This window comes from Streptomyces sp. NPDC019443, from assembly GCF_044389785.1.
Taxonomy (GTDB): Bacteria; Actinomycetota; Actinomycetes; order Streptomycetales; family Streptomycetaceae; genus Streptomyces.
Genome location: NZ_JBIRYJ010000008.1, coordinates 40,583 through 67,481, shown reverse-complemented (window position 1 = coordinate 67,481; position 26,899 = coordinate 40,583). Strand labels below are relative to the sequence as shown.

Annotated in this window: 24 protein-coding genes and 1 other RNA gene; 3 read left to right on the top strand and 22 right to left on the bottom strand. The window is 69.9% G+C overall.

The window, feature by feature from the left end; all coding sequences use genetic code 11:
* Positions 1 to 229: 229 nt before the first annotated feature.
* The 3 genes from ACH492_RS24405 to ACH492_RS24395 form a co-directional block, all read right to left on the bottom strand.
* Entirely contained in the window at positions 230 to 1,534 is a 1,305-nt protein-coding gene (locus ACH492_RS24405; RefSeq protein WP_398989807.1) for an extracellular solute-binding protein, read from the bottom strand.
* 201 nt (positions 1,535 to 1,735) lie between these two features.
* The gene (locus ACH492_RS24400) at positions 1,736 to 2,023 is read right to left on the bottom strand and encodes a DUF3039 domain-containing protein (protein ID WP_398989806.1); all 288 of its coding nucleotides are present in this window, start codon (positions 2,021 to 2,023) and stop codon (positions 1,736 to 1,738) included.
* Between the two features lie 30 nt (positions 2,024 to 2,053).
* A complete protein-coding gene (locus ACH492_RS24395) occupies positions 2,054 to 2,614 on the bottom strand; it encodes a YqgE/AlgH family protein (protein WP_398989805.1) in 561 nt (186 codons plus the stop codon).
* Between the two features lie 277 nt (positions 2,615 to 2,891).
* Between ACH492_RS24395 and murA the strand changes: the two genes are divergently transcribed.
* Positions 2,892 to 4,232 (top strand): UDP-N-acetylglucosamine 1-carboxyvinyltransferase, encoded by a 1,341-nt coding sequence (gene murA, locus ACH492_RS24390; RefSeq protein ID WP_356229732.1) that lies wholly within the window; start codon positions 2,892 to 2,894, stop codon positions 4,230 to 4,232.
* 110 nt (positions 4,233 to 4,342) lie between these two features.
* On the opposite strand, the gene ACH492_RS24385 is transcribed toward murA, so the two are convergent.
* The 10 genes from ACH492_RS24385 to ACH492_RS24340 form a co-directional block, all read right to left on the bottom strand.
* Positions 4,343 to 4,624: an HU family DNA-binding protein gene (locus ACH492_RS24385; protein ID WP_004571953.1), complete on the bottom strand. Its 282-nt coding sequence runs from the start codon at positions 4,622 to 4,624 to the stop codon at positions 4,343 to 4,345.
* Between the two features lie 306 nt (positions 4,625 to 4,930).
* On the bottom strand, positions 4,931 to 6,364 hold the full coding sequence (locus ACH492_RS24380; protein WP_398989804.1) for an NAD-dependent malic enzyme: 1,434 nt from the start codon (positions 6,362 to 6,364) through the stop codon (positions 4,931 to 4,933).
* A 406-nt stretch (positions 6,365 to 6,770) separates the two neighbouring features.
* Entirely contained in the window at positions 6,771 to 9,071 is a 2,301-nt protein-coding gene (locus ACH492_RS24375; RefSeq protein WP_398989803.1) for a HelD family protein, read from the bottom strand.
* Between the two features lie 61 nt (positions 9,072 to 9,132).
* Entirely contained in the window at positions 9,133 to 9,963 is an 831-nt protein-coding gene (locus ACH492_RS24370; protein ID WP_398989802.1) for an anti-sigma factor family protein, read from the bottom strand.
* On the bottom strand, positions 9,960 to 10,547 hold the full coding sequence (locus ACH492_RS24365) for a sigma-70 family RNA polymerase sigma factor (protein ID WP_142217417.1): 588 nt from the start codon (positions 10,545 to 10,547) through the stop codon (positions 9,960 to 9,962). The genes ACH492_RS24370 and ACH492_RS24365 overlap by 4 nt, the downstream gene beginning before the upstream one ends.
* A 131-nt stretch (positions 10,548 to 10,678) precedes the next feature.
* Positions 10,679 to 11,281, bottom strand: a complete 603-nt coding sequence (locus ACH492_RS24360; protein ID WP_398989801.1) for a CGNR zinc finger domain-containing protein — start codon at positions 11,279 to 11,281, stop codon at positions 10,679 to 10,681.
* Positions 11,282 to 11,576: 295 nt separating this feature from the next.
* The gene (locus ACH492_RS24355; RefSeq protein ID WP_398989800.1) at positions 11,577 to 12,113 is read right to left on the bottom strand and encodes a GNAT family N-acetyltransferase; all 537 of its coding nucleotides are present in this window, start codon (positions 12,111 to 12,113) and stop codon (positions 11,577 to 11,579) included.
* Between the two features lie 51 nt (positions 12,114 to 12,164).
* On the bottom strand, positions 12,165 to 13,307 hold the full coding sequence (locus ACH492_RS24350) for a uroporphyrinogen-III synthase (RefSeq protein WP_398989799.1): 1,143 nt from the start codon (positions 13,305 to 13,307) through the stop codon (positions 12,165 to 12,167).
* 84 nt (positions 13,308 to 13,391) lie between these two features.
* Entirely contained in the window at positions 13,392 to 14,732 is a 1,341-nt protein-coding gene (locus ACH492_RS24345) for a nitrate/nitrite transporter (protein WP_398989798.1), read from the bottom strand.
* Between the two features lie 94 nt (positions 14,733 to 14,826).
* The gene (locus tag ACH492_RS24340) at positions 14,827 to 15,840 is read right to left on the bottom strand and encodes a LysR family transcriptional regulator (RefSeq protein ID WP_398989797.1); all 1,014 of its coding nucleotides are present in this window, start codon (positions 15,838 to 15,840) and stop codon (positions 14,827 to 14,829) included.
* Positions 15,841 to 15,925: 85 nt separating this feature from the next.
* Here ACH492_RS24340 and ACH492_RS24335 point away from each other — a divergent pair, with 85 nt between their 5' ends.
* Entirely contained in the window at positions 15,926 to 17,176 is a 1,251-nt protein-coding gene (locus ACH492_RS24335) for an MFS transporter (protein WP_398989796.1), read from the top strand.
* A 27-nt stretch (positions 17,177 to 17,203) separates the two neighbouring features.
* Here the strand turns inward: ACH492_RS24335 and ssrA are convergent.
* The 5 genes from ssrA to ftsE form a co-directional block, all read right to left on the bottom strand.
* Positions 17,204 to 17,588, bottom strand: a transfer-messenger RNA (tmRNA) gene (gene ssrA / locus ACH492_RS24330).
* Positions 17,589 to 17,685: 97 nt separating this feature from the next.
* A complete protein-coding gene (gene smpB, locus ACH492_RS24325) occupies positions 17,686 to 18,165 on the bottom strand; it encodes an SsrA-binding protein SmpB (protein ID WP_398989795.1) in 480 nt (159 codons plus the stop codon).
* Positions 18,166 to 18,183: 18 nt separating this feature from the next.
* Positions 18,184 to 19,335 (bottom strand): S41 family peptidase, encoded by a 1,152-nt coding sequence (locus tag ACH492_RS24320; protein ID WP_398989794.1) that lies wholly within the window; start codon positions 19,333 to 19,335, stop codon positions 18,184 to 18,186.
* Between the two features lie 67 nt (positions 19,336 to 19,402).
* Positions 19,403 to 20,320, bottom strand: coding sequence for a permease-like cell division protein FtsX (gene ftsX, locus ACH492_RS24315; RefSeq protein ID WP_398989793.1), 918 nt, complete (start codon positions 20,318 to 20,320; stop codon positions 19,403 to 19,405).
* Positions 20,321 to 20,360: 40 nt separating this feature from the next.
* On the bottom strand, positions 20,361 to 21,050 hold the full coding sequence (gene ftsE, locus ACH492_RS24310) for a cell division ATP-binding protein FtsE (RefSeq protein WP_266475950.1): 690 nt from the start codon (positions 21,048 to 21,050) through the stop codon (positions 20,361 to 20,363).
* Positions 21,051 to 21,299: 249 nt separating this feature from the next.
* On the opposite strand from ftsE, the gene ACH492_RS24305 reads away from it, so the two are divergent.
* A complete protein-coding gene (locus ACH492_RS24305; RefSeq protein ID WP_307663101.1) occupies positions 21,300 to 21,494 on the top strand; it encodes a hypothetical protein in 195 nt (64 codons plus the stop codon).
* An 86-nt stretch (positions 21,495 to 21,580) separates the two neighbouring features.
* Here ACH492_RS24305 and ACH492_RS24300 read toward each other — a convergent pair whose 3' ends face one another.
* The 4 genes from ACH492_RS24300 to ACH492_RS24285 all read right to left on the bottom strand — a co-directional run bounded on the left by ACH492_RS24300 (position 21,581) and on the right by ACH492_RS24285 (position 26,824).
* The gene (locus ACH492_RS24300; protein ID WP_398989792.1) at positions 21,581 to 22,273 is read right to left on the bottom strand and encodes a PT domain-containing protein; all 693 of its coding nucleotides are present in this window, start codon (positions 22,271 to 22,273) and stop codon (positions 21,581 to 21,583) included.
* Between the two features lie 268 nt (positions 22,274 to 22,541).
* Positions 22,542 to 23,648, bottom strand: a complete 1,107-nt coding sequence (prfB, locus tag ACH492_RS24295) for a peptide chain release factor 2 (protein ID WP_307663099.1) — start codon at positions 23,646 to 23,648, stop codon at positions 22,542 to 22,544.
* A gap of 38 nt (positions 23,649 to 23,686) precedes the next feature.
* Positions 23,687 to 24,967: a serine/threonine-protein kinase gene (locus tag ACH492_RS24290; protein ID WP_398989791.1), complete on the bottom strand. Its 1,281-nt coding sequence runs from the start codon at positions 24,965 to 24,967 to the stop codon at positions 23,687 to 23,689.
* 222 nt (positions 24,968 to 25,189) lie between these two features.
* A complete protein-coding gene (locus tag ACH492_RS24285) occupies positions 25,190 to 26,824 on the bottom strand; it encodes a serine/threonine-protein kinase (RefSeq protein ID WP_398989790.1) in 1,635 nt (544 codons plus the stop codon).
* Positions 26,825 to 26,899: the final 75 nt, after the last annotated feature.

Here is a 26,899-nt window from a genome sequence, read left to right as displayed (position 1 = left end):
GCGGCCGACGCGACCACACCCTCGACCGACGGCCCGGCAGCGGCAGCCGCCGGGAGACCGACCGCCGGTCCCGCACCACCGGCAGACGCAGCGGCCTCAGCCGCCGAAGCACCGGCCGACGTGCCCCCACCGTCCGGCGCCCTGGTCCCCGGCGGCGGGACCGCGGTCTCGCGCGTGCCCGTGCTGTCCGGAGCGTTCGGCCCCGGCTCCGTACCGTTTGTCATCGCACTCAGCCCGCGGCTGCGAACGCCGTGTCCATCTTCTTCGCCGCGTCACCCGACGCCGCCGCCACGTCCTTCTTGCCGCTGACGATCTCCTGGAACATCGTCGGCAGCACCAGCGACGCGTCGATCTGACCCCAGCCCGACGAGGCCGGCACGAACTTCGCGCCCGCGCCCAGCGTCCGTACGAACGGCTCGACGAACGGCTCCTTCTTCGCGACCTCCGCCCGTACATCCGTGTACGTCGGCAGGAACCCCATCGCGTCGAAGAGCTTGCGCTGTGTTTCCTTACCGGTGAACTGCTTCATCAGGTCCACCGCCAGCGTGCGGTGCGAACTGCTCTTCAGTACGCCGATGTTGTTGCCGCCGGCGAAGGCCGGCGCGATCGAGCCCGCCTCCCTGCCCGGCAGCGGCACCACCGCGTACTTGCCCTTCACCGCGCCCGCCTCCACCGCCTGGTGGCTGAAGTCGCCGCCTATCGCCATCGCCGCCTTGCCGGAGGCGAAGGCGGTCACCGTCGCGTTGCCGCCCATCGACGCGCACTTCGCGGCCGGGCAGTTGTCGTCGCCGAAGAGCGAGGTGTACGCCGTGATGCCCTTCTGCGCGGCCGGGCTGTTGATGGCCGCCTTGTACGAACCGCCGCTCTCCTGCGCCAGTTCGCCGCCCTGCGCCCAGATGAAGGGCATCGCGCCATAGGTGTACGCGCCGCCGACCGCGAGCCCGTACAGCTCCGGCTTCGCCTTGTGGATCTTCTTGGCGGTGGCGATCAGCTCGTCCTGGGTCTTGGGAGCCGCGATCCCCAGCTCCTTGAAGACGTCGGTGCGGTAATACAGCGCTCGTACGCCGACGAAGAGCGGGGCGCCGTAGATCTTGCCGTCAACCGTGACCGACTTCTTGGCGGTCGGGTCGGTGTCCTTGGCCTCGTCCCAGGCGGTGAACTCCTCACCGACGTCGGCGAGTCCGCCGTCCTTGACGTAGCCGGCGGTGTCGGTGTTGCCGTACTCGATCAGATCCGGCGCGCTCTTCGGGTCGTTGAAGGCGGCCTTGATCCGCTGGGCGCGGGTCTCGACCGGTATGTACTCGACCTCGACCTCGGCACCCTTGTGCGCCTTGCGGAACGCGGCGACGGCGGCGTCGACGACCTGCTCCTTGGGCTTGTTGTTGACCTCCTGGAAGAGCCAGACGCGCAGGGTGCCGCTCTTGTCGTCCTTCTTGGCGCTGTTGTCGGAGGTCTGGGGGGCGCAGGCGGTGGCGGTGAGGCCCGCCAGCACAAGTGCCACGGACGGGGCGGCAATTCGGGCGATGAGCTTCATGCGTGGTTCCCCTACGAGTAGGCGTTGCACTCTGCGCAACGAACGTTTCGTTCTGCACAACACGCAGGAGGCTAAGGGCGCGCCAACAACCGGACAAGAGGTCTCAACCACTCTGTGACCAGCAGACGCACCCCGTGCAACGGAAACGGCCCCCGGGGCGCGCACGAATGCGCGTCCCGGGGGCCGTCCCCGGCGGAAGGACTACTTCTTGTCCTTGCCGCTCTTGTCCTTGTCGCCGCCGGCGGACATGGACTCGTAGATCTCCTTGCACATCGGACAGACCGGATACTTCTTGGGGTCACGCCCCGGTACCCAGACCTTCCCGCACAGTGCCACCACGGGAGTGCCGTCGAGGGCACTCGCCATGATCTTGTCCTTCTGGACGTAATGGGCGAAGCGCTCGTGGTCGCCGTCGCCGTGCGACGTCTGTGGCGTCGGCTCTACGAGGGTCCCCGTGCCTGTCCCGCGCTCGGGCTCAAGAGTGCTCATAACTGCCAAGGGTACTGAAGGCCACGCCACTCAGTTCAGCGAAGGGTCGTCCGGGTACGTCGCGAACATGGCGAGCTCGTTGCGCTGCCGTCGCAGCACCGCCCGCCACAGGCTCTCCGGCCGCGGCGACGACACATCGCCCGGCTCCGACTCGACGACGTACCACGCGCCCTCGTTCAGTTCGTCCTCCAGTTGACCGGGCCCCCATCCGGCGTACCCCGCGAAGATCCGCAGCGAGCCGAGCGCCCCGCCGAGCAGCTCCGGCGGGGCCTCCAGGTCGACCAGACCGATCGCGCCGTACACCCGCCGCCAGCCGAGCGGCCCCTCGTCGCCCGGTATGACGGCGACGCCCAGCGCCGAGTCGAGGGAGACCGGCCCGCCCTGGAACACCACGCCCGGTTCGCCCGTGAGGGCGGCCCAGGACTCCAGGATGTCGCCGACGACCACCGGGGTGGGCCGGTTGAGGACAACGCCGAGCGAGCCCTCGTCGTCGTGGTCGAGCAGCAGAACCACCGCCCGGTCGAAGTTCGGGTCCGCAAGGGCGGGAGTGGCGACGAGCAGCCGCCCTGTGAGCGAGGACACCTCGGTCATGCGAGACATGATCCCGCATCTTCGCCCTCTGCGGGGAGCGGGCGGCTGAGTGTGAGCCGGCGCAGCTCAGGACGCGACAGGAGGGGCGGCACGCGAACCCGGGACGGTGACGCTCCGCAAGGGGGCAGCCACCCAGTGTGTTGTGCCCAATTCATTACGCTCGCGGAGCGTCCTTGGCCTTACGGGACAGGGGTAGACGCCCCTTACTCTTTTGACTGGCCCCCTGCCCGACATCCCCTCGCTCCGCTGGGGGGACCCCCTCCGGAACGCGAGATTCATGACCGGCACAGACGATGTACTGCTTGTCCACGGCGGAACCCCGCTGGAGGGTGAGATCCGCGTCCGCGGCGCGAAGAACCTGGTGCCCAAAGCGATGGTCGCCGCTCTTCTGGGCAGCGAGCCGAGCCGACTGCGCAACGTGCCCGACATCCGTGATGTGCGCGTCGTACGCGGACTGCTGCAGCTGCACGGAGTGACGGTCCGGCCCGGTGACGAGCCGGGTGAGCTGGTACTCGACCCGTCCCACGTCGAGAGCGCGAACGTCGCGGACATCGATGCGCACGCGGGCTCTTCGCGCATCCCGATCCTCTTCTGCGGCCCGCTGCTGCACCGGCTCGGCCACGCCTTCATTCCGGGTCTGGGCGGCTGCGACATCGGCGGGCGGCCCATCGACTTCCACTTCGAGGTGCTGCGCCAGTTCGGGGCGACGATCGAGAAGCGGGCGGACGGCCAGTATCTGGAGGCCCCGCAGCGGCTGCGCGGCTGCAAGATCCGGCTGCCGTACCCGTCGGTCGGCTCGACCGAGCAGGTGCTGCTGACGGCGGTGCTGGCGGAGGGCGTCACCGAGCTGTCCAACGCGGCGGTGGAGCCGGAGATCGAGGACCTCATCTGCGTACTGCAGAAGATGGGCGCGATCATCTCCATGGACACCGACCGGACGATCCGGATCACCGGTGTCGACAAGCTCGGCGGCTACACCCACCGGGCGATCCCGGACCGCCTGGAGGCGGCGTCCTGGGCGTCGGCGGCGCTGGCGACCGAGGGCAACATCTACGTGCGCGGCGCGCAGCAGCGCTCGATGATGACGTTCCTGAACACCTACCGGAAGGTGGGTGGCGCCTTCGAGATCGACGACGAGGGCATCCGCTTCTGGCACCCGGGCGGCGCGCTGAAGGCGATCGCGCTGGAGACGGACGTGCACCCCGGTTTCCAGACCGACTGGCAGCAGCCACTGGTGGTGGCCCTGACCCAGGCGGCGGGCCTGTCCATCGTCCACGAGACGGTGTACGAGTCGCGGCTCGGCTTCACCTCCGCGCTCAACCAGATGGGTGCGCACATCCAGCTGTACCGCGAGTGCCTGGGCGGCTCGGACTGCCGCTTCGGCCAGCGCAACTTCCTGCACTCGGCGGTCGTGTCGGGCCCGACGAAGCTCCAGGGCGCGGACCTGGTCATCCCTGACCTGCGCGGCGGCTTCTCGTACCTGATCGCGGCGCTCGCGGCGCAGGGGACGTCCCGGGTCCACGGCATCGACCTGATCAACCGCGGCTACGAGAACTTCATGGAGAAGCTCGAGAAGCTGGGCGCGAAGGTGGAGCTGCCGGGCGGCAGGCTCGTCTGACCCCGGGGGCTCCGCGGCGGCGCCGAAGAGACGCCCCCGGAGCCCCAGCCACACGCCAATGGGCGGCCACCCCCGGCAGGGGTGGCCGCCCATTGGCTTGCCCAGGCGGATTACTTGCCCTTGGCGGCTTCCTTGAGCTTGGAGCCCGCGGAGACCTTCACGCTGTAGCCGGCCGGGATCTGGATCGGGTCGCCGGTCTGCGGGTTACGAGCGGTGCGAGCGGCACGGTGGGTGCGCTCGAAGGTCAGGAAGCCGGGGATCGTGACCTTCTCGTCGCCCTTGGCGACGACCTCGCCGACGGTCTCGGCGAGAGCGGCCAGCACGGCGTCGGCGTCCTTGCGGGTCACCTCGGCGCGGTCGGCCAGCGCGGCCACCAGCTCACTGCGGTTCATGTTGTTACTCCCGTGTTCTTCTTGCCTGTGAGGCGTGAGATCGAAGCCGATGCTGCCAGGGCCCTCGGACAGTCCCCGGACCCGGGTCTGCTGTCAGACCCTCGCGCCCGAATACGCATCCTGCCCCCACCAGCGGCGGGAAAGCCAATCCGGCACCCTCCGGAGTCACACGAAAAGCGCCACGGCCTCGTCGTGGTGACGTTCCGTCCACTCGGTGGAGACTCCTTGGAGCCGCGAGCCGCGGGGCTCATGGTCCGCCACCCTAGAGCGGCAGTCGCGGACCCGCGACTCGCGACGCGCCGGGCGTCACGCCGACGTGTGGCCCGTCACAGCCGCTCCGGTCGCCTTCGCGGCACTGCGGACGGCTCCCGCGACCGCTCCGGCGACCTTGTCGTTGAAGACGGACGGGATGATGTAGTTCGGGTTGAGTTCGTCCTCGGTGACGACGTCCGCAAGCGCGGCCGCCGCCGCGAGCATCATCTCCGTGCTGACCGTCCGGGACTGCGCGTCCAGCAGGCCGCGGAAGACGCCCGGGAAGACCAGCACGTTGTTGATCTGGTTGGGGAAGTCGGAGCGGCCCGTGGCCACAACTGCCGCCGTCTGGCGGGCGATTGCCGGGTCGACTTCCGGGTCGGGGTTCGCGAGCGCGAACACGATTGCGCCGTCGGCCATCGCCGCGACGTCCGCCGCCCCCAGCACGTTCGGGGCGGACACTCCGATGAAGACATCCGCGCCGACGACCGCTTCCTTGAGCGTGCCGGTGACGCCCTCGGGGTTGGTGTTGTCGGCGATCCAGCGCAGCGGCGACTCGGGCTCCGCGTCCACCAGGTCCTCGCGGACCGCGTGCACCACGCCGTGGATGTCGGCCACGACGGCGTGCTTGACACCCGCTGCGATCAGCAGTTTCAGGATGGCCGTACCGGCGGCGCCCGCGCCGGACATGACGACCCGTACGTCACCGATCGCCTTGCCGACCACGCGCAGCGCGTTGGTCAGCGAGGCGAGGACGACGATCGCGGTGCCGTGCTGGTCATCGTGGAAGACCGGGATGTCCAGCGCCTCACGCAGCCGCGCCTCGATCTCGAAGCAGCGGGGCGCCGAGATGTCCTCGAGGTTGATGCCCGCGAAGCCGGGGGCGATCGCCTTGACGATCGCGACGATCTCGTCGGTGTCCTGGGTGTCCAGGCACAGCGGCCAGGCGTCGATGCCGGCGAACCGCTTGAAGAGGGCTGCCTTGCCCTCCATCACCGGGAGTGCGGCCATGGGGCCGATGTTGCCGAGGCCGAGTACGGCGGAGCCGTCGGTCACCACCGCAACGGAATTGCGCTTGATGGTGAGGCGGCGGGCGTCCTCGGGGTTCTCGGCGATGGCCATGCAGACCCGGGCCACACCCGGGGTGTAGATCATCGAGAGATCGTCACGGTTGCGGATGGGGTGCTTGGACTGCATCTCGATCTTGCCGCCGAGGTGCATCAGGAACGTACGGTCGGAGACCTTGCCGAGGACGACGCCCTCGATCTTGCGCAGTTCCTCGACGATCTCGTCGGCATGCGTGGTCGAGGTCGCCGCGATCGTGACGTCGATCCGCAGCTTCTCGTGGCCGGAAGCGGTCACGTCCAGGCCGATCACAGAGCCGCCGGAGGACTCCACGGCCGTGGTGAGCTGAGAGACCGCGGTACCGCTCGCGGGGACCTCCAGCCGGACCGTCATCGAGTACGAGACGCTGGGCGCCGTTGCCATGACCGGGTTCCTCCGCTTTTGCTAGCTTCATTGCCATGCGGCCGCGGCTGGTGCCCGGCGACGCTTTCCGATGGTCGCACCTACCTGCGAGTAGCAGGTAATAGCGTTCGTTTTGTTTTCGGAAAGTATTTTTCACCATACGAGATGTGGCGGTTCGGGCGGAAACCTCCAACGAAACAGGTCCGCGTCACCTCACGGTGACGCGGACCTGTCTCTCGTACGAATAGGTGGCACCGACCCGCCATGCTCGCCTCGCGGCAAGTGGTCGCTCGTAGCGACGAAGGTTGGGCCCGGGGGCTTGGATCGAGCCGGTGCCACAACCAGGCTAACACTGTGCTTTTCCCTGGGGACGCCCCCGGACCCTCAACCCCGGTAAGTGACTCCCGCATCGCGGGTTGACTCTCCATCAGTCCCGCAGCAGGTCCGGCACCCCGTTCGCGTCCGGCTCGTCGCGCCGGTCCGAGACCACCGTCAACTGCTGGGTCGCCCGGGTCAGCGCCACGTACAGAACCCGCAGCCCGGCCGGGGACTCGTCCGCGATCTCCGCGGGCGAGACGACGACCGTCGCGTCGTACTCCAGGCCCTTCGCCTCGAGCGAGCCGAGCGCGACCACGCGTTCGCCGAGTCCGGCCAGCCAACGCGCCGCCTGCTCGCGCCGGTTCATCGCGACCACCACGCCGACCGTGCCGTCGACCCGGTCCAGCAGGCGCTGCGCCTGGGCCCGTACGGTCTGGGCAAGGTTCCCGTCCCGTACGACCGCGAAGCTCGGCTGCACGCCCGTGGAGCGGACCGCGGACGGGGACTCCATGCCGGGCATGGCGAGCGCCAGCACCTTGGCCGCGAGTTCGGCGATCTCAGCCGGGTTGCGGTAGTTGACGGTGAGCTGGAAGCGGCGGCGCGGGCGGGAGCCGAGCGCCTCGTCGCGGGCCTCGGCCGCCTCGTCCTGGGACGACCAGGACGACTGCGCCGGGTCGCCGACGACCGTCCAGGTGGCGTGCCGACCGCGGCGGCCGACCATCCGCCACTGCATGGGGGTCAGGTCCTGCGCCTCGTCGACGATGACATGCGCGTACTCGGTACGTTCCTGAGCCAGCCGCTCGGCCCGTTCGCGCTGGGTCTCCTCGCGCTGCGGCATCAGCTCCTCCAGACCGGTGAGCTGGTCCAGCGGATCGAGATCGCGCCTGCGTCTGGGGCGGGCCGGGGTGCCGAGCAGCGTCTGCAGCTCGTCGAGGAGCGCCACGTCGTGTACGGACAGGGCCTCGCGGCGCAGCGAGCGGGCGAGGCGGCGCACCTCGCCCGGGTTGAGGATCCGGCGAGCCCAGCGGCCGAGCAGCTTCTCGTCGGCCATCGCGGTGAGCACCCGGCGCGGGGTGAGCTCGGGCCACCAGGCGTCCAGGAAGCCGATGAAGGCGTCCTCGGTGGCCACGTCTTCGTCGAACGAGGACCGCAGCTCGGCGGCGAGCTCCGGGTCGGTGTGACGGGTCGCGGCGCCCGACTTGGCGTACAGGGCGTCGAGCAGCAGCCTGCGGGCGCGCGGGCGCAGCAGATTGACCGGGGCAGTGCCGCCCAGCACCGCCTGGCGGATGCGCTGGAGCTCGTCGGCCTCCAGCTCGACGCGGCGCCCGAAGGCGACGACGCGCAGCCGGTCCGGGCCGTCCCCCAGCTCCAGCGCGCCCCGGGCGGCCTTGCGGAGCACCTTCAGCATCCGCGAGGAGCCCTTGACGCGGGCCACGGCAGGTTCGTCGTACGCCGTGGCCTCCACGCCGTCCACCAGATTGCCGACCGCGCGGATCGCGACCTGCCCCTCCTCGCCCAGCGAGGGCAGCACGCCCTCGGTGTACGCGACGAGCAGCGGGGTCGGCGAGACGATCAGGATGCCGCCCGCGTACCGCCGGCGGTCCTGGTAGAGCAGATACGCCGCCCGGTGCAGGGCCACCGCGGTCTTGCCGGTGCCGGGCCCGCCCTCCACATAGGTGACGGACGCGGCGGGGGCCCGGATCACCAGGTCCTGCTCCGCCTGGATGGAGGCGACGATGTCCCGCATGGTGTGGCTGCGGGCCTGCCCGAGTGCCGCCATCAGCGCGCCGTCCCCGACGACCGGGAGCTGCTCCCCGTCCAGCGTGGCGATCAGCTCCGGGCGCATCAGGTCGTCCTCGACGCCGAGGACCTTGCGGCCCTTGGAGCGGATGACCCGGCGGCGTACCACCCGGCCCGGATCGACCGGGGTCGAGCGGTAGAAGGGAGCGGCGGCCGGGGCGCGCCAGTCGATGACCAGCGGCGCGTAGTCGGAGTCGAGGACTCCGATACGGCCGATGTGCAGGGTCTCCCCGATGTCGGCCGTGTTGTCCGCCCGTACGGCCTCGTCCGCGGGCTCGACCGAGGTGTACGCGCCGTCCGGGCCCTTCTTGCCGTCCTTGCCATGCAGCAGGTCGATCCGGCCGAACAGGAAGTCCTCGAACTCGTTGTTCAGCCGGTTGAGGTGCACTCCCGCCCGGAAGACCTGGGCGTCCCGCTCGGCGAGCGCGCCCGGCGTGCCGACCTGCCCGCGTTTGGCGGCATCGTGCATGAGGAACTCCGCCTCGTGGATCTTCTCCTCGAGGCGGCGGTACACCTGATTCAGATGTTCCTGCTCGATACCGATCTCGCGGTCTCGTACGGAATCGACACCGGGATCAGCGGTTTCGACAGCGGCATCCTGCGCGGCCACCGAGGCCCCCTTCTGACGTGCACTGGGCAGCCGTCAACCGTACGCGAAGGGGGCGAATCTGTCAGGCTTCGACCTCCACCAGTCGCTTGCCATCGAAGGTGCGGACCTCGAAGTGGTCGATGTCGTTCCGGTCCATCGCCGCTCCGCCGTGGACGTAGAGCGGGTTCTTGCCCAACTTGTTCGGGCTGTCCTCGATGCCGTAACCCCACTTCGGGACGGCCCAGGAGGTCACGACCTCTTCCTCGCCGCTCTTGGAAACGGCGATCAGATTGCACTTGAGCGGGCCCTTGACGTTCTTCAGTTCGAGAACGGTGTGGGTGCCCCAGCCTTTCTCCTCCAGGCCGACGGTCGCGCTGACCTTGGTGGTCGCGTCCGTGGCCTGCACCTTCTCGTTCATGTGGTTGAAGAAGGCGTCCTCGGCGGGACTGGTGGGGTGCGGATCGGTGCGCGCCTGGTTGTTGCTTCCGGTGTCGTCCGCCGTGACCACGACCGCGACGGTGGGACCGCCGATGATCAGGGCGGCGGCGGCCGCGACCATATACATGCCGCGCCGGCGCTTGGCCGCGCGCTTGGCGGCGACCTCGTCGAGCAGTCCGCCGAGCAGCTGCGGGCGGGGCGCGGTGGGCACCACGGGGACCGGTCGCGGCGGCGGGACGTCGGGCGTGAACCGCATGCCGGGCATGTTCAGCACATTCGGCTGCTGCACCGGCACCGGGGCCTCAGCCAGCATGGCCAGCATCGGCTCCATTCCGGAGAACTCCTCGAGGTGGGCGGCGCAGATGTCGCAGCCCGCCAGATGCGCCTCGAAGGCGGAGGCGTCTGCGTCGTCCAGAATGCCGAGCACATACGCGCCGACAGCATCGTGTACGGATTCCTGCTCATACATGGTCATGCCGTGACCCCCCTCTCCTCCAGAGCGAGCTTCATGGAACGGAGTGCGTAGAACACCCGGGAGCGCACCGTCCCACTGGGTATGCCGAGCGTCTCGGCCGCCTCATTGACCGTACGCCCCTTGAAATACGTCTCGACAAGAACTTCCCTGTGGGCGGGCGTCAAATCATCGAGCGCATCTGAGAGCGTCATCAGCCACAACGCCTTGTCGATCTCGTCCTCCGCGGGCATGACCTCCAGCGGCGACGGATCGACCTCCTGCGGCCGGGCCTGCCGGCTGCGGTGACCGTCGATGACGATGCGGCGTGCGACCGTCACCAGCCAGGGTCGGACAGAGCCGGTGGCCCGGTTGAGCTGACCGGCGTTCTTCCAGGCACGGATGAGCGTCTCCTGCACCACGTCCTCGGCTCGCTGGCGGTCGCCGGCGACGAGGCGGAGTACATAGGCGAGCAAAGGTCCCGCATGTTCGCGATACAGCGCGCGCATGAGCTCCTCGTCAGGTGCTGAGGAGTCGTTGCGTGGCTTCTCGCTGCGATGGCGGGCCCTTTGCGGACGGTCATCGGCCACGGCGGCATCCTTGCGCACCTGAACCTCCCGGTCGAGACCCTGATTTTGGCTGACTGCTTCTCCCCCATCACTACGGGGGCCGCAGACGCATCACTCAACGTCCCGCCGAAAAAGTTTCAAGATCTTTTGAGGAAGGGTCCGAGCCGGTCTCAGGCCCTCGCCACGGCAGCCCTGCGCCGGTGTCTGGCGACCCGCTCGCGGTTCCCGCACACCTCACTGGAGCACCAGCGCCGCCGCCGTCCGCGGGAGGTGTCCAGATAGACGCGGCGGCAGTTGTCACCCTCGCACTGCCGCAGCCTCGCCCTGGCCGGCGGGTCGGTCAACAGCTCCACGGCGTCGCGGGCGACAGCGGCGAGCAGCGCCCCGCACTCGGGCGCCGCGCTCAGTGCCCGTACGAGCGAGCCCTGCGCGTCGCGTACGGCCCGGATGCCGGGCGGCGCTCCCGCGGCGAGGGCGTTGACCCGCTCCAGCGCCGACTCGGCGCCGCGGCCTTCGATCTGAGCCCGCACCAACTGGCCCACGCAGTCCCGCAGTTCGACGAAGCGCCCCACCCACTGGCCCTCGACGGCCGCCAGCTGCGTGCCCGCGGGCACCAGACCGGCGCCGACCAGCCACCGGCCGAGCCGCCCGGGCCCGTCCAGCGGCTCACGCCCGCCGGTGGCCGCCTCCGCCGTCGCCACCAGGTCAAGGCAGATCCGCCCGGAGTCGAACCTCCAGTCGTACGCGGCCGCACCCGTCGCGCCTGCCGCCATGCGCCTGTCACCACCTCGGGTCACTTCCGGGTATCCCCACCAGAGTGCCCGTCCGGGCGTGCGGCCGGAACCCCTCCTCCTGGCCCGGTCCGGCCGCCCAGCACGTCGGCTTTGTTCGACGCGCCGGCCACCACGGTGAGGCTGCACTTCCCGTTCGCCGTGAAGGAGTACGTGTATTGACCTCCTCGCCACCGCGAACCGTGGCGATCCTTCGCGTATGCGGCGCCGGGCGCGTTCGCCGGCTGCTTCTGCAGCGACGGGTCAAGCAGCCGGAGGGGTGAGCTTCCGCCGCTCTTCAGGGAGTCGGCGGGTCGTCGTGCAGGATCCGCTGGAAAAGGCGGTGGTCACGCCAGGCGCCGTCGATGTGCAGATAGCGCGGTGCCGTGCCGATCAGCTCGAAGGAGCACTTGGCGAGGACGCGCTGGGAGGCGGCGTTGGCGATGAGGGTGCCCGCCTGGACGCGGTGCAGGCCCAAGTCCTCGCGGGCGGCCCGGCAGACCTCCTCGACCGCGCGCGTGGCGAGCCCGCGGCCGGTGTACTCGGCGTCGATCCAGTAGCCGAGATTCCCGCTGCGAAACGGTCCCAGCGCGATGCCGGAGAGGGTGATCCCGCCGATGACTCGCGTGCCTTCGGTGAAGTGCCAGCGCCTGGTGGCCGGATGAGGGGCGAGCCGGGCGGCCTGCCCTTCGGGGGTGTAGTACGCCTCGGGGCGGTTGGGCTCCCAGGGACGCATGTGGTCGCGATTACGGACCAGAGCCCGGGCGACTTCCTCGGCGAGGCGGGCGGCGGCGTCCGGCCCGTCGGGCTCCAGGCGTACGGGATCAGTGCTCATCCTGCGTACCGTAGACGCCCGGACAGGCGCTTGCGCGACCGTTTTCGTACGTCACACGTCCGCGTACTTGGTGTCGGCGGCCGGGTCCAGCGCGAGCCGGTAGCCACGTTTGACGACCGTCTGGATCAGTTTGGGCGCGCCAAGTGCCGTGCGCAGCCGGGCCATCGCCGTCTCGACGGCGTGCTCGTCGCGGCCCGCGCCCGGCAGCGTACGCAGCAGGTCGGAGCGGGAGACGACCCAGCCGGGGCGCCGGGACAGCGCGCGCAGCAGGGCCATTCCGGCGGGCGGCACGGGCCGCAAGTCGTCGTCGACCAGGACCGCGTGGCCGCGGATCTCGACGCGGCGGCCCGCAATCGGCAGCGTACGGGCCCGGGACGGCAGCTCCAGGCCGATCAGCTGCACCAGCGGGCCGAGCCGGAAGCGCTCCGGCTGCACCGTGGCGATGCCGTGGGCCTGCAGTGGCAGCGCCGTGACAGGCCCCACGCAGGCGGCCAGCACATCGTGGTCGAGAGCGTGCAGCAGCTCGGGGAGGAGTCCGCGGGTCTCGGCGCGGGAGAGCAGCGAGGCGGCGGCCGGGGCGCTGGTGAAGGTGAGGGCGTCCAGGGCGCGCGCGACAGTCGCGTCAAGCATGCGGTCGAGCGGTGCGAGGTCCTGCGGCGGCATCCACCGGTAGACGGGTACGACGACGACATCGGCGCCCCCGGCCCGTAGCGACTCGACGAAACCGGGCAGCGGCTCGCCGTGCAGCTGGAGCGCGATCCGGCGGCCCGCGACGCCCTGGGTGAGCAGCCGGTCGAGCACCTCGGCCATGGATTCGGACGGCGGGGACCACTCCTCGGTCAGCCCGGCGGCGCGGATCGCGCCCTTCACCTTCGGCCCGCGGGCCAGCAGCTCCACACCGCGCAGCCGGGCCAGCAACTCCTCGCCGTACCCCCAGCCGTCCGCGGCCTCCACCCAGCCGCGGAAGCCGATCGCGGTGGTGGCGACCACCACGTCGGGCCCGTGGTCGATCAGCTCCTTGGTGGCGGCGAGCAGTTCGGCGTCGTCTGCGAGCGGGACGATACGCAGGGCGGGGGCGTGGACGACGGCGGCGCCGCGTCGGCAGAGCAGCGCGCCGAGCTCGTCGGCGCGCCGTGCCGCGGTGACGCCGACGGTGAATCCGGCGAGCGGCCCGGGCGGCTTCGGGTTGTGCATGGCTGTCGTCCCCACGTATGCGGATGGGTGGCCGAGCCTGCCAACGGGGCGTGACAGACTCGGTTCGCCTGGATTTCGCCGGTGTTACACCTCTGCGTAGCTGAGCTGCGGCTTCGCCTCCGCAACCGGTGCCGCCTCGGTGGCGGGCCGGCGAAGGTATACCGCCCAAGTGACCGTGAAACAGGCCGCGTAGAAGGCGAGGAAGGCGACGAACGCCGACGTGCCGGTGCCCGCGGTCAGGAAGGACTGGCGGAAGGCGAGGTTGATGCCGAGCCCGCCGAGGGCGCCCACCGCGCCGATCAGCCCCATGGACGCGCCGGACAGCCGCCGCCCGTACGCGGCCGCCGCCTCGCCGGTCATGCCCTTTGCAACCGCCTTCGCCTGGAAAATGCCCGGGATCATCTTGTACGTGGAGCCGTTGCCGACCCCGGTCAGCACGAAGAGCGCGATGAACGCGGTGGTGAAGAGTGCCAGCGACTCCTGGACCGAGGCGAGCACGACGACCCCCGTTGCCGCCCCCATCCCGAGGAAGTTCCACAGGGTGATGCGCGCGCCGCCGAAGCGGTCGGCAAGCCGTCCGCCGACCGGCCGGATCAGCGAGCCGAGCAGCGGCCCGATGAAGGTGATGGACGCGGCCTGCAGCGGCGTACGCCCGAACTGCGTCTGGAGGACCAGACCGAAGGCGAAGCTGTAGCCGATGAACGACCCGAAGGTGCCGATGTAGAGGAAGGACATGATCCAGGTGTGCGGATCGCGCACGGCTTCCTTCGACGCCCCGGTGTCGTTCTTGACCGGAGCGAGGTTGTCCATGAAGAGCGCGGCGCAGACCGCGGAGACGGCGATGAAGGGGAGGTAGATCCCGAGCAGCACACGCGGTCCGCCGGCCGCGCCGATGACCGCGAGTCCGGCCAGCTGCACGACGGGCACCCCGATGTTGCCGCCGCCCGCGTTCAGTCCGAGCGCCCAGCCCTTCTTCCGCAGCGGGAAGAAGGAGTTGATGTTGGTCATCGATGAGGCGAAGTTCCCGCCGCCCACGCCGGTGAGCATCGCGACCAGCATGAAGGTGGTGTACGAGGTCCCGGGCTCCATCACCAGGAAGGCGGCGGCCGTCGGCAGGAGCAGCATCGACGCCGCAATGATGGTCCAGTTACGCCCGCCGAAGCGGGCGACGGCGAAGGTGTACGGGACCCGGATGAAGGCGCCGACCAGCGTCGCCATGGCGACCAGGAAGAACTTGCCGGCCGGGTCGATCCCGTACTCCGGTCCCATGAACAGGACCAGGACGGACCACAAGGTCCAGATCGAGAACCCGATGTGCTCGGAGAGGATGGAGAAGATCAGATTGCGTCGCGCAACCCGCTCCCCTCCCGCCTCCCAGAAAGCCTCGTCCTCGGGGTCCCAATGTTCGATCCATCGGCCAGCCATCACAAGCCTCCACGGGTGTCGGGTGTGGGAGGGACGCTAGGACCGGCGCGTTTCGCCCCCGGTGACCCGAGGTGACCGGCGCGAAACCTTGCTCTCACCCGGCGGCCTGCGCGTCTGTGAGCCGCCGGGCGTCACTCATGATCGGCTGGGCGTCACTCATGAGCGATATGTCGTCTTCAGGCAGCCAGTGGGCGGGATCACGGTCCAGCCACCCCTCCTCCGCGGCCAGTCGTGCGGCGGCCGCCCGCAGCGCGTCAATGCCCGGGTGCCGGAGCCCCTTGCGCCACACCAGCGAGAGGGGCGACAGCGGTACGGGATCGACGACCGGGCGCAGCACGCTGTCCGGCATGGCCGGAAAATCGACGACCGCCAGGACCGGGTTGCGGGTCTTCGCCATCACACGCCGGAACTCCTCGGCACCGATGGCCACGGGCGCGGGCGGCGCGATGCGAATCCCCCGCCCGGCGAAGAGCCGGCGCGCCAGATCCGTCCACTCCAGGGTCCGCGGATTGCCCGCCCCCGCGTACACGCTCTCGCCCGCGAGCGCGTCCAGCGGGATACGCGCCAGCCCGGCGAGCGGGTGGTCGTGCGGCAGCAGGACGGCCATCGGCTCGTACCGTACGGGCTGATGGGACAGGAGCATCCGTACGGCCGGTTCGAGCCCGGCGAAGCGCCCGAAGGAGACATCGAGCCGCCCGGCGACGATCTCGGCGGCGGCACCGGTCAGCCCGCTCTCGAAGCGGGCCATCAGCTCGCACTCGGGGGCGAGCTCCCGCGCCCGCGCGAGGACTCGGCCGGAGGCCATGCCCTCGCTGTTGAGATCGACGAGCAGCGGCCGCGAGGCCCCCGCGGCGGCCGCCAGCAGATCGTCCTGGGCCGCCAGCACCCGCCGGGCGTACGGCAGCAGCCGCTCGCCCTCGGCCGTGAGGGTCACCTGCCGGGTGGTCCGTACGAACAACTCGGCGCCCATCTCGCGCTCCAGCCGCCGGATGTCACGGCTGAGGGCCTGCTGGGCGACATACAGGCGGGCGGCGGCACGGGTGAAGTGCAGCTCGCCTGCGACGGCGACGAAGGCTCGGAGCAGGCGGGGGTCCATGTCTCGGGGCACGCCGTTGAATCTACAACGCGAGTGCGTCAATGGCGTCGGAGCAGGTGTTGGACCGCGTGAGGGCCTCGCGGCGAGGGTTGGGTCCATGCCGCATTCAGCCAGCTCTCCCGCCGACGCCTGCGGCGGGGCTGTCCCAAAACCCCGCAGGCCCGGCCCCCTCGCCTCCTACCGGCAACTCTTCGCACCCCCCGGCGCCCCCGCCTTCACCGCAGGCAACCTCCTCGCCCGCCTCCCCATGGGCATGTTCAGCGTCAGCGCCGTCATCATGATCGCCGGATCGCGCGGTTCGTACGCCCTCGCCGGAGCCGTCACCGCGACCGGGCTCGCCGTCACCGCGCTGGTCGCGCCGTGGACCGCGCGGCTCGTGGACCGGCACGGGCAGGCCCGTATCGCCGTGCCCGCCACCGCGCTCGCCGCGCTCGGCTCGCTGGCCCTCCTGCTCTGCGTGCATTACGACGCGCCCGACTGGACGCTCTTCGCCGCGTACGCCGCAACCGCCACCACCCCCAACACCGGCGGCATGTCCCGCGCCCGCTGGGCCCACATCCACCGCGGGGACCCGGCCACGCTGCACACCGCGAACTCCTTCGAGCAGGCCGCCGACGAGCTGTGCTTCATGCTCGGACCGGTGCTCGCGGCGTTCCTGTGCGCCGTGCTCTTCCCGGAGGCCGGCACGCTCACGGGCGCGGTCCTGATGCTGACCGGCGTACTGATCTTCGCGGCCCAGCGCTCCACAGAACCGCCGGTCACGCCCCGCCCTGCCGGGACCCGCTCCCCGCTGCGTACGGCCGGGATGGCGCCGCTGCTCGCCGTCTTCCTCGCCACCGGCGCGGTCTTCGGCGCGCTGGAGGTCACCACGCTCGCGTATCTGGACAGCCCGGGGGCGGGGCTGCTGCTCGCACTGCAGGCCGCCGGGTCGTGCGTGGCGGGCCTGCTGTACGGGGCGATGCGCCCCGCCCGCAGTCTGCCCGGCCGACTGGCCGGCACTCTCGCTGCCATGACCGCCCTGATGACCCTGCCACTGCTCGCCGCCCGCACGGGCTCGGCGGCCCTCCTCGCCGTCGCCCTGCTGCTGGCGGGCGCGGCGACCGCGCCGACGATGGTGACCGGAATGACCCTGGTCCAGCGGCTGACCCCGCAGAACAGCCTGAACGAGGGCATGACGCTCGCCGTCACCGCCATTCTCGGCGGCATCGCGGCGGGCTCGGCAACCGCCGGCTGGACGGTGGAGCACCTGGGCGCGGCGCACGGCTACGCCGTCCCGGCAGCGGCGGCGGCACTGGCCCTGACCGTGGCCCTCGCGGTGGCAGGCACGACAAAGGCCCGGCTGTCGTGACAGCCGGGCCTTCGCCTCACATGGGATGAGTGGAGATGGCGGGAATCGAACCCGCGTCCAACGGTGCAGAATCAGGGCTTCTCCGAGCGCAGTTCGCTGCGATTTTCTCAGCCCCGGAGATCACGCGAACAAGTCTCCGACGGGCTCAGTCACTGTTTGATTTCCCTCTACGCCCCGTGACCGGGCTTAGAGGTTTAGTTCCCTAGCTGATGCCAGGATCCGGGTCGGGAACAGCCCCGGGCTGACACCCGAAGGCCTTCGCTAGCTGCTAATTAGGCAGCGAGCGCGAAGGCGCGGGAATCGCTCTTGGAATTGGCGATTATTGGTTGCGACATATGGTTAACGAGATCATTGCCGCTTCCTCGGCTCGCTTCCCCTGCTTCGACATCCGCTGTCGAAACCGATCATCCCCATGTTGAGTTTTCAATGCATGCACCCGCTGTGAGGTGCAGATGCCATCGTACGTGACCAACGCACGACGGTGCCACCATATTCCGCTCGGCCAGGCGTCAGGCCCGCTGCCGTCGCTTCACCGCCGAGATCGCGCGGTCCGTCTCGCGCCGGTCCTGCTTCTCCCGCAGCGTCTGCCGCTTGTCGTACTCCTTCTTGCCCTTCGCCAGCGCGATCTCGACCTTCGCCCGGCCGTCCTTGAAGTACAGCACCAGCGGCACGATCGTGTGCCCCGTCTCCTGCGACTTCGACTCGAGCTTGTCGATCTCTGCGCGGTGCATCAGCAGCTTTCGCTTGCGCCGCGCGCTGTGGTTGGTCCACGTCCCCTGGGTGTACTCCGGCACGTGCACGTTGTGCAGCCACGCTTCGTGATCGTCGATCTGGACGAAGCCGTCCACCAGCGAGGCCCGCCCCTGACGCAGCGACTTCACCTCGGTACCTGTCAGCACGAGACCGCACTCGTAGGTGTCGAGGATGTGGTAGTCGTGCCGCGCCTTCTTGTTCTGCGCGATCAGCTTGCGCCCTTTTTCCTTAGCCATAGTGCGGTCATTTTCGCACTAAGACCCGCCCCCGAGGCCACTCAATACTGTCTGGGCCCGTTCCTCGGCCCCCTCGCTCGCTGCGAGGTCCGGGGTGATGCCCCGGCCATCCACGCTGTGCCCGGCCGGGGTGCGGTAGTGGCCGACGGTCAGCTCGGCGACCGAGCCGTCGGGCAGCCGGCTGGGCATCTGGACCGAGCCCTTGCCGAAGGTGCGCGATCCGACGGTGATCGCCCGGCCACGGTCCTGCAGCGCCCCGGTGACCAGCTCGGCGGCGCTCATCGTGCCGCCGTCGACCAGGGCGACGACGGGTCTGACGGTGTCCCCGCCGGGCGGGGCGTACAGCGCGCGCTGCTCGCCCCGTATGTCGTACGTGGCGACCAGACCGCCGTCCAGGAAGGCGGAGGCGGCGGTGACGGCCTCGGTGACCAGGCCGCCCGCGTTGCCGCGCAGATCGAGCAGAACGCCGATGCCCGCAGGGGTGCCCCGGACCGCGTCCCGCACCTGCGTGCCCGCGCCCTTGGTGAAGGAGGCGACCTTGATCATGACGGCGCCGCCCGCCAGCTGCCGGACGGTGACCGCCTCGGTGGTCAGCGTGGTGCGCAGCAGCTTCTCGGTCCATGCCCGGCCGTCGCGCTCCAGGCCCAGCGTGACCCTCGTACGGTCGCCGCCGCGCAGCAGCGCCACGACCTCGGTGACGGGGCGCTTGTCGACCGTGAGCCCGTCGATCGTACGGAGCCGGTCGCCGGCCTTGATGCCCGCCTTGGCGGCGGGGCCGCCGTGCTGGACCCTGGTGACCTCCACCCGCCCGTCCCCGGCCCGGCGCGCCCACAGGCCCACACCGGTGTACTCACCGTCGAGGGCCTGCTCGAACTCCTCGTACTCGCTCTTGTCGTACACCGCGCCCCAGCGGTCCCCGCTGCGGCTGACGATGTCCTCGGCCGCTTCCGTACCGGACTTGCCGTCGGCCATCGCCTCGGCAGCGGCACGGGCGACGTCGTCGCGGTCGACGGTCGCGGCGGCAGAGCGGGCGGAGAGGGGCGGAGCGTTCTTGTCGCGCGGCAGCGCGTTGGTGGCGGCCGCGGTGGCGAGAACGCTTGCGAAGACCAATGTCAGGGCCGCCCCGCGGCGGATGCGGCGGGGCCGAGGGCTGAACTCCGGGCCCGGCATGGCGAACACTCTAGGACAAGCGAAAGGCGCCGTACGGCGGTTGACCGCACGGCGCCAGGGGTGCTTGTCACACCTTGAGGTACTTGCGCAATGCGATGAAAGCAGCCATGGCGGGCATCAGCAGCCCGATCGCGATCACCAGCGGGAGCTTGGTGACCACCGCGTCCCAGCCGATGAAGTTGACCAGTTGCATCTTCTCGGACAGCGCCAGACCGTGGTCGATCAGGAAATACCGGCCCACGAGCAGCATGGCGGAGGCGACCACGCCGCCCAGCAGACCGGCGAAGGCGGCCTCCATGATGAACGGCATCTGGATGTAGAAGCTGGAGGCTCCCACGAGCCGCATGATGCCGGTCTCACGCCTGCGGCTGAACGCCGAAACACGCACGGTGTTGACGATCAGCATCAGCGCAATCACCAGCATCAGCGCCATCACGAAGAGCGCGGCGACATTCATGCCGTTCATCAGGGAGAACAGGTTCTCCAGGATGTTGCGCTGGTCCTGGACGGACTGCACACCGTCCCGGCCCGCGAAGGCGGTCGCGACGACCTTGTACTTCTCGGGGTCGTCCAGTTTGACCCGGAACGACTCCTGCATCTGGTCCGGCGTGATGGTGGACGCGATGGGAGTGTCGCCGTACTGCTCCCGGTAGTGCTTGTACGCCTCTTCTGCCGTCTCGCGGTGGACGGTGTCGACCACGTCCATCTTCTTGAGATCGGTTTCGATCTGCTGCTTCTGCTGGGCGGTTACGGCGCCCTTGGCGCACTTGGGAGACGTCGCCGCGTCGTTCTTGTTGCAGAGGAAGATCGAGACGTTGACCTTGTCGTACCAGAAGTCCTTCATCGTGCTGACCTGCTCGCGCATCAGCAGCGCACCGCCGAAGAGGGCGAGTGAAAGGGCTACGGAGACGATGACGGCGAAGGTCATCGTGAGATTGCGGCGGAGACCGACGCCGATCTCCGACAGTACGAACTGGGCGCGCATGGCGAGTCTTTCAGCCTTTCAGTCGTGTCGCTCTACGGGCTCAGTGCTGGTAGCCGTAAACGCCGCGTGCCTGGTCGCGTACGAGACGGCCCTTTTCGAGCTCGATGACGCGCTTGCGCATCTGGTCGACGATGTTCTGGTCGTGAGTCGCCATGATCACCGTGGTACCGGTCCTGTTGATCCGGTCCAGCAGCTTCATGATGCCCACGGAGGTCTGCGGGTCGAGGTTGCCGGTCGGCTCGTCCGCGATCAGCAGCATGGGGCGGTTGACGAAGGCCCGCGCGATAGCGACGCGCTGCTGCTCACCGCCGGAGAGCTCACCGGGCATCCGGTCCTCCTTGCCGCCGAGGCCGACGAGGTCGAGGACCTGGGGCACGGCCTTGCGGATCTCACCGCGTGGCTTGCCGATGACCTCTTGTGCGAACGCCACGTTCTCCGCGACGGTCTTGTTGGGCAGCAGCCGGAAGTCCTGGAAGACCGTGCCCAGCTGGCGGCGCATGTGCGGCACCTTCCAGTTGGACAGCCGGGCCAGGTCCTTGCCGAGGACATGCACCAGGCCCTGACTGGCGCGCTCCTCGCGCAGGACCAGCCGCAGGAAGGTCGACTTGCCGGAACCGGACGAGCCGACGAGGAAGACGAACTCTCCCTTGGCGATGTCGAGTGAGACATCGCGCAGGGCGGGGCGGCTCTGCTTGGGGTAGGTCTTGGAGACGTTGTCGAATCGGATCACGGGTGCACCACGGTCGGCCGGGAGTAGGTGTGCGTGACCTTACGCGAAGCGGACTGGCGCGCGCAGTCGACGCCATGAGTTGCGCATTTTGTCCCGTCATGGAAGGGGTGTAATCCGGCGGGGCGCGCCGAAACACGCGCGAGCTGGCACAGTGGTAGGGGAACAGTGGCGTTTCCCTGAGCGTTGTCGGGAGAGAACTGTGCTTACGGTCCGCGCCTGCGGTTCCGGCGCGCGGGAGGAGGAGAGCGCATGACCTACGACCGATTGGTGTGCGCCAACTGCGCGGCCCCGGTCACAGAGGGTCGCTGTCCGGTCTGCCGTGCGAACCGCGAGCGACTGCAGCAGCAGGGCCCCTTCGGCGGCCTGAGCCCGGTGGCGCTGCTGACCCTCCTGGTGGTGTTGATCGCGGCCCTGGCACTGCTGGCCGCGCACCAGACCGCGTAGGACAGCTTTACGCATACGGAAGGGCCCGGGGTGCCGTAGCACCCCGGGCCCTTCCGCGTACTGCTACACGCTGTGTCGCTCGTCGCTTAGGCGACGGTGCGACCGCCACTCACGAGACGCGGCAGCATACGGAAGCCGATGCCACCGGCGATCATCGTCGCGGCACCGATGAGCAGGAAGGTGGTCTCGGCGGCGCCGGTCTCCGCCAGCTCCTCCTTGGCCTTGCCCTGCTCGACCGGCTTGGAGCCGGCGCTGTCGGTGTCGGTGTTGTCGGCGCACTCGGCACCGTCGAGGTCGACGGTGCAGGTACCGGCGTCGCCGTCGTTGCCGTTTCCGTTGCCGTTTCCGTTGCCGTTTCCGTTGCCGTTTCCGTTACCCGGGTTCGTCGGGTCCTCGGACGGGTCGTCGGTCGGCTTGCCCGTGGGCTTGTCCGTCGGCTTGCCCGTGGGCTTGTCGGTCGGCTTGCCCGTGGGCTTGTCCGTGGGGACGTCCGTCGGAACATCGGTAGGAACATCCGTGGGGACATCCGTCGGTACGTCCGTCGGGATGTCGGTGGGGACGTCTGTCGGAATGTCCGTCGGGATCTCAGTCGGGTCGGCGTCGATACCGATACCGGCGTCGATGCCACTCTCGTCGGCGTTGGCCGACACCTTGAGGGGACCCACGTCGATGCCGACACCGACGGCCGAGGCGGCGCCGGCGGCGGTCAGCGACGCACCGGCAGCGATCACCGCGCCGGCGGCTATTCGCGCCACACGGATCCGCGTCTTCTTGGTCATCTGGCTGCTACCCCCAGTAGCTAATCGTCAATGGAGCAGCGCCCGGGGCGACTTCGTCGGGGGCGATTGCTCTTCCCCCATTCACACGCGCCCCAGAGATACGCATGCCGCGCGTCAGCTTTCCCAGTTTTCGCACTAGCGTCAAGGTCGTTGCGCGTGCGATGTCCGGTATGCGGGAGCTTGCCTGACCTGCGCGGATGCAACTGTGACATAAAAAGGGAACTGCCGCCCCGGGGGCGGCAGTTCCCTTGTCGACAAAAGCGTCGTTTTACTTCTCCTGCTGCTTGCGCCAGCGAATTCCGGCCTCCAGGAAGCCGTCGATCTCACCGTCAAGTACCGCCTGGGGGTTGCCCACTTCGAACTCCGTACGCAGGTCCTTGACCATCTGGTACGGGTGAAGGACGTACGAACGCATCTGGTTTCCCCAGGAGTTGCCGCCGTCGCCCTTGAGGGCGTCCATCTTGGCCTGCTCCTCCTGACGGCGGCGCTCAAGCAGCTTCGCCTGCAGGACGTTCATCGCGCTCGCCTTGTTCTGGATCTGCGAGCGCTCGTTCTGACACGAGACGACGATGCCGGTCGGGATGTGCGTCAGACGCACCGCCGAGTCCGTGGTGTTGACGCCCTGACCGCCGGGTCCTGACGCGCGGTAGACATCGACGCGCAGCTCGGCCTCGTCGATCTCGATGTGGTCCGTCTTCTCGACGACGGGAAGCACCTCGACACCCGCGAAGGACGTCTGGCGGCGGCCCTGGTTGTCGAACGGCGAGATACGCACCAGGCGGTGGGTGCCCTGCTCGACGGAGAGCGTGCCGTAGGCGTACGGCGCCTTCACCACGAAGGTGGTCGACTTGATGCCGGCCTCTTCGGCGTACGACGTTTCGTAGACCTCGGTGGAGTGGCCGTGGCGCTCGGCCCAGCGCAGATACATACGCTGCAGGCGCTCGGCGAAGTCGGAGGCGTCGACGCCGCCGGCCTCGGCGCGGATGTTGACCAGCGCCTCGCGCTCGTCGTACTCGCCGGACAGGAGCGTGCGTACTTCCATCTCGTCCAGCGCCTTGCGGACATCGGTGAGCTCGGACTCCGCCTCGGCGAGGGTGTCCGCATCGTCCTCGGTCTCGGCGAGCTCGAAGAGCACGCTCAGGTCGTCGATCCGGTTACGGAGCGCCTCGGTCTTGCGGAGCTCGGCCTGGAGGTGCGAAAGCTTGCTGGTGATCTTCTGCGCCGCCTCCGGGTCGTCCCAGAGGGACGGGGCCGCGGCCTGCTCCTCGAGCACGGCAATATCTGCCCTCATCTTCTCGAGGTCCAGGACGGCCTCGATCGACCCCATGGTCGAGGAGAGGGACTTCAGCTCTTCGGATACATCGACGACTGCCACGCGTCCAGCGTAACGGCTGGGCGCGACAGCCCGACCCCCTAGGGTTCCGCGGGTGCCGACTGCTTCGAGTCCTGCGGGGGTGCGTCCGAGCCGTCGTCGCTCGTGGCCAGCCAGCCGCCGACGCCCACCGCAGCCGCCACCGCGAGCGCCGCGACACCCAGGGTGATGCGGCGCTTGCGGACCGCGTCCGACTTGTGGCGGGCCGATCCCGGGCGGCGCTGGCCGGGGGTGCGAGGGGCGCGTGCCGTGCCGCGGGCGCCGCCCGCGAGCTCGTCCGGGGCCGGGACGCGCATCGAGGTGTGGGTGTCGCGGTTGGAGTCCGCGGGGGCCGCGCCGGGGACGAGGGGGACGGCGCCGCGGCGGCGGGGCTCGCCGGGGGTGGCCTGCACCACGTCCTCGTAGGGCTCCGAGGGCGGCTCGGCATCCGGCTCGTCGACGTCGAGCGGCGGCATACCGGCGAGGAGCGGGAGGAGGTCGTGCAGGCGGGTGGCCAGCTCGGAGGCGCGCAGACGGGAGGCAGGGGCCTTCGCGAGGCACTGGACGATGAGCTGCCACAGCTCGTCGGGGATGCCCGGGAGGGGGACCACCGTCTCGGTGACATGGCGGCGCAGGACCGCGCCGGGGTGGCCGCCGCCGAAGGGCGTGAAGCCGGCGAGGAGCTCGTACAGGACGGTGGCGAGAGCGTAGATGTCGACGGCGGCCCGGGGCGGCAGGCCCTCGACGATCTCCGGGGCGATGTAGTCGGGGGTGCCGATGATGCCCGACGGGTTCGGCGGGTTCGGCGGGTTCGTGCCGGTGGGGCGCAGCGCCTTGGTGCGGCGCGGGGTGTCGATCAGCTTGGCGACGCCGAAATCGGTGAGCAGCGCCGGGTGGGATCCGGCGGGGCCGAGCGGGCCCTCCATGTCGAGAAGGATGTTCTCGGGCTTGACGTCGCGGTGGACTACCCCGGCGGCGTGGGCGGCGGCGAGGCCGTCGGCGACGTCCGCGATGATCGCGACCGCCGCCTCGGGGGCGAGGCGGCGCTCCCGGTCGAGGCGGGTGCGCAGATCGGTGCCGCGGACGAGATCCATGACGAGCGCCAGGTCGTTGCCGTCGACGACGAGGTCACGGACTCCGACGACCCTCGGGTGCTCAAGTCCGAGCAGGGCCGTGCGCTCCTGCACGAAGCGTCCGACCAGCTCCTGGTCGGATGCCAGGTCCTCACGCAACAGCTTGATGGCGACGGGGCCTTCCGGCCCCTCGCCGAGCCACACCGTGCCGGCGCTGCCCCGCCCCAGGATCTGGTGGGCCGTGTACCGGCTGCCGATATTCCGTGCCAAGACTGCTCCCTCAGCGGCTGGCGTTGCCCGCTGTGTCCACCCGGGGGACAACCCCCGGACCCCCGGCCCGAAAAGCAGGCCAGGCACCGTGACCGACGGGGACACGCGAGGCGCACCTGAGTAACGTACGCGGGCATCCGGGGGCTGTGTGCCCCGGATGGCGCCAACCTTCACTTCTGCGGGGGAAATCACCCCGTAGAAGTCGACAAAGCTACTCAGTGGCTACTGCCCGGGGGCCGAGCCGGTGCCGGGGTCCGATGAGCCCGGGTCCGAAGCACCGAGGTCCGAGATCCAGTCCGTCACCTTCGAGATGCCGTTGCCGATCGCCTCCCAGTAGCTCGTGCCCTGCGCGATCCAGCCCTGGAGCGGGGTGAGCTCCCAGATCAGCCAGCCCGCGACGAAGAACAGGACCACGGTGAACAGGCAGCCCTTGAGGCAGCCGAGGCCCGGGATCCGCATCGGGTTGGCGCTGCGCTGCCTCGGCCGGCGCGGCACCGGCTGCTGGGGCGGCGGCTGCGGAGGCGCGTACTGCTGTTGCTGCGGCGGTGGCGGGGCGTACCGCTGGGGCTGCGGGCGCTGGGGCTGCGCCTGCGGTGCGTACTGCTGCTGTTGCGGGCGCTGCGGCGGCTGCTGCTGGCGCTGCGGGCGACGGCGCAGCGGGTCCTGGCTCGGGTCGAGGTACTGGACCTGCGTCTGTTCGTTGCGGTCGCGTGCCGCCTGGAGCTGGGACTGCCAGGGGTGCGGATCCTCGGGACGCGGCGGGCCCGGAGGCACGGGGGGCATGGCCGCGGTCGGGTCGGCGCCGTTCGGCGGGGTGCCCGTCTGCTGCATGACGCTGGTCGCGCCATTGGGGTCGTACGCAGGGGGGTTGTACGCACCGGCATTGCTCTGCAGCACCTGTGTCGGGTCGGCCGCGCCCGGGAGGCCGGGAACCGTGGCCGGCGACGGGTCGGGCGCCAGCAGCGCGGCGACCCCCAGCGCGGCCTCGACCTGAGCGGAGGAGGAGTGCACGCCGATACCGGCCGCGACGGTGCGCAGCCCGCGGGCGAGGTTCTCGGCGCTGGGCCGCTCGGCGGGCTCCTTGCGCAGGCAGCGCTCTATGACCGTCCACAGCGGCTCGGGAACGGTGGTGGGGCGGCGCGGCTCCTCGCTCAGGTGGCGGTGGAGCACTTCGAGCGCGGTGCCGCCGGCGAACGGGGGCCTGCCGGTGACCAGTTCGTACAGCAGGATGCCCGCGCCGTAGATGTCGACGGCGGAGGTCTGCGGGCGGCCCTCGGCGGACTCGGGCGCGACGTACGCGGGCGTGCCGACGAATTCGTGCGTACGGGTCAGGCCCGGGGAGTCCGCGAGGCGCGCGATGCCGAAGTCGGTCAGCATCGGGTGCATCTGGCCGTCGGCGTCGTTCTTGAGCAGGACGTTCGCGGGCTTGAGGTCGCGGTGGACCACGCCGTCGGCGTGGCTGGCGGCGAGCGCGTCCGCGATCTGGGCGGTGAGGAGGGACGCGGCGACCGGCGTGAGGGGGCCGTTGTCACGGAGATAACGGTGCAGGTCGGGGCCGTCGACCAGGTCCATGACGAGCGCGAGGAGATCGCCCTCGACGACGAGGTCTCGGGTACGCACGATGTTCGGGTGGGTCAGGCGGAGCAGGACGGAGCGCTCGCGCAGGAAGCGCATCACCACGTCCGCGTCGTTCGCCAGCTCCTCCTTGAGGACCTTGATCGCGACGGTCTCGCCGGGCTGGCCCGCCACGGCCGCCTCGGCGCCCGCGGTCTCCCGCTGGCTGGCTCGCCAGACGGTGCCCGTGGCGCCGCGCCCGAGGGGCTCCTCGAGCAGGTACTTGCTGCCTACCGGCCGCACGTCATGTGCTCCCTGCTGATCTGATCGTGGTCCTTGCGTGGTCCCGGGACGCTGTGCCCTGTCCGGGTGTCCGAC

Bases quoted from the DNA above. Each gene is read 5' to 3' on its own strand.
- ACH492_RS24405 (WP_398989807.1), bottom strand. From the start codon at position 1,534: ATGAAGCTCATCGCCCGAATTGCCGCCCCGTCCGTGGCACTTGTGCTG.
- ACH492_RS24400 (WP_398989806.1), bottom strand. From the start codon at position 2,023: ATGAGCACTCTTGAGCCCGAGCGCGGGACAGGCACGGGGACCCTCGTA.
- ACH492_RS24395 (WP_398989805.1), bottom strand. From the start codon at position 2,614: ATGACCGAGGTGTCCTCGCTCACAGGGCGGCTGCTCGTCGCCACTCCC.
- murA (WP_356229732.1), top strand. From the start codon at position 2,892: ATGACCGGCACAGACGATGTACTGCTTGTCCACGGCGGAACCCCGCTG.
- ACH492_RS24385 (WP_004571953.1), bottom strand. From the start codon at position 4,624: ATGAACCGCAGTGAGCTGGTGGCCGCGCTGGCCGACCGCGCCGAGGTG.
- ACH492_RS24380 (WP_398989804.1), bottom strand. From the start codon at position 6,364: ATGGCAACGGCGCCCAGCGTCTCGTACTCGATGACGGTCCGGCTGGAG.
- ACH492_RS24370 (WP_398989802.1), bottom strand. From the start codon at position 9,963: ATGACCATGTATGAGCAGGAATCCGTACACGATGCTGTCGGCGCGTAT.
- ACH492_RS24360 (WP_398989801.1), bottom strand. From the start codon at position 11,281: ATGGCGGCAGGCGCGACGGGTGCGGCCGCGTACGACTGGAGGTTCGAC.
- ACH492_RS24355 (WP_398989800.1), bottom strand. From the start codon at position 12,113: ATGAGCACTGATCCCGTACGCCTGGAGCCCGACGGGCCGGACGCCGCC.
- ACH492_RS24350 (WP_398989799.1), bottom strand. From the start codon at position 13,307: ATGCACAACCCGAAGCCGCCCGGGCCGCTCGCCGGATTCACCGTCGGC.
- ACH492_RS24345 (WP_398989798.1), bottom strand. From the start codon at position 14,732: ATGGCTGGCCGATGGATCGAACATTGGGACCCCGAGGACGAGGCTTTC.
- ACH492_RS24335 (WP_398989796.1), top strand. From the start codon at position 15,926: ATGCCGCATTCAGCCAGCTCTCCCGCCGACGCCTGCGGCGGGGCTGTC.
- smpB (WP_398989795.1), bottom strand. From the start codon at position 18,165: ATGGCTAAGGAAAAAGGGCGCAAGCTGATCGCGCAGAACAAGAAGGCG.
- ACH492_RS24320 (WP_398989794.1), bottom strand. From the start codon at position 19,335: ATGCCGGGCCCGGAGTTCAGCCCTCGGCCCCGCCGCATCCGCCGCGGG.
- ftsX (WP_398989793.1), bottom strand. From the start codon at position 20,320: ATGCGCGCCCAGTTCGTACTGTCGGAGATCGGCGTCGGTCTCCGCCGC.
- ACH492_RS24305 (WP_307663101.1), top strand. From the start codon at position 21,300: ATGACCTACGACCGATTGGTGTGCGCCAACTGCGCGGCCCCGGTCACA.
- ACH492_RS24300 (WP_398989792.1), bottom strand. From the start codon at position 22,273: ATGACCAAGAAGACGCGGATCCGTGTGGCGCGAATAGCCGCCGGCGCG.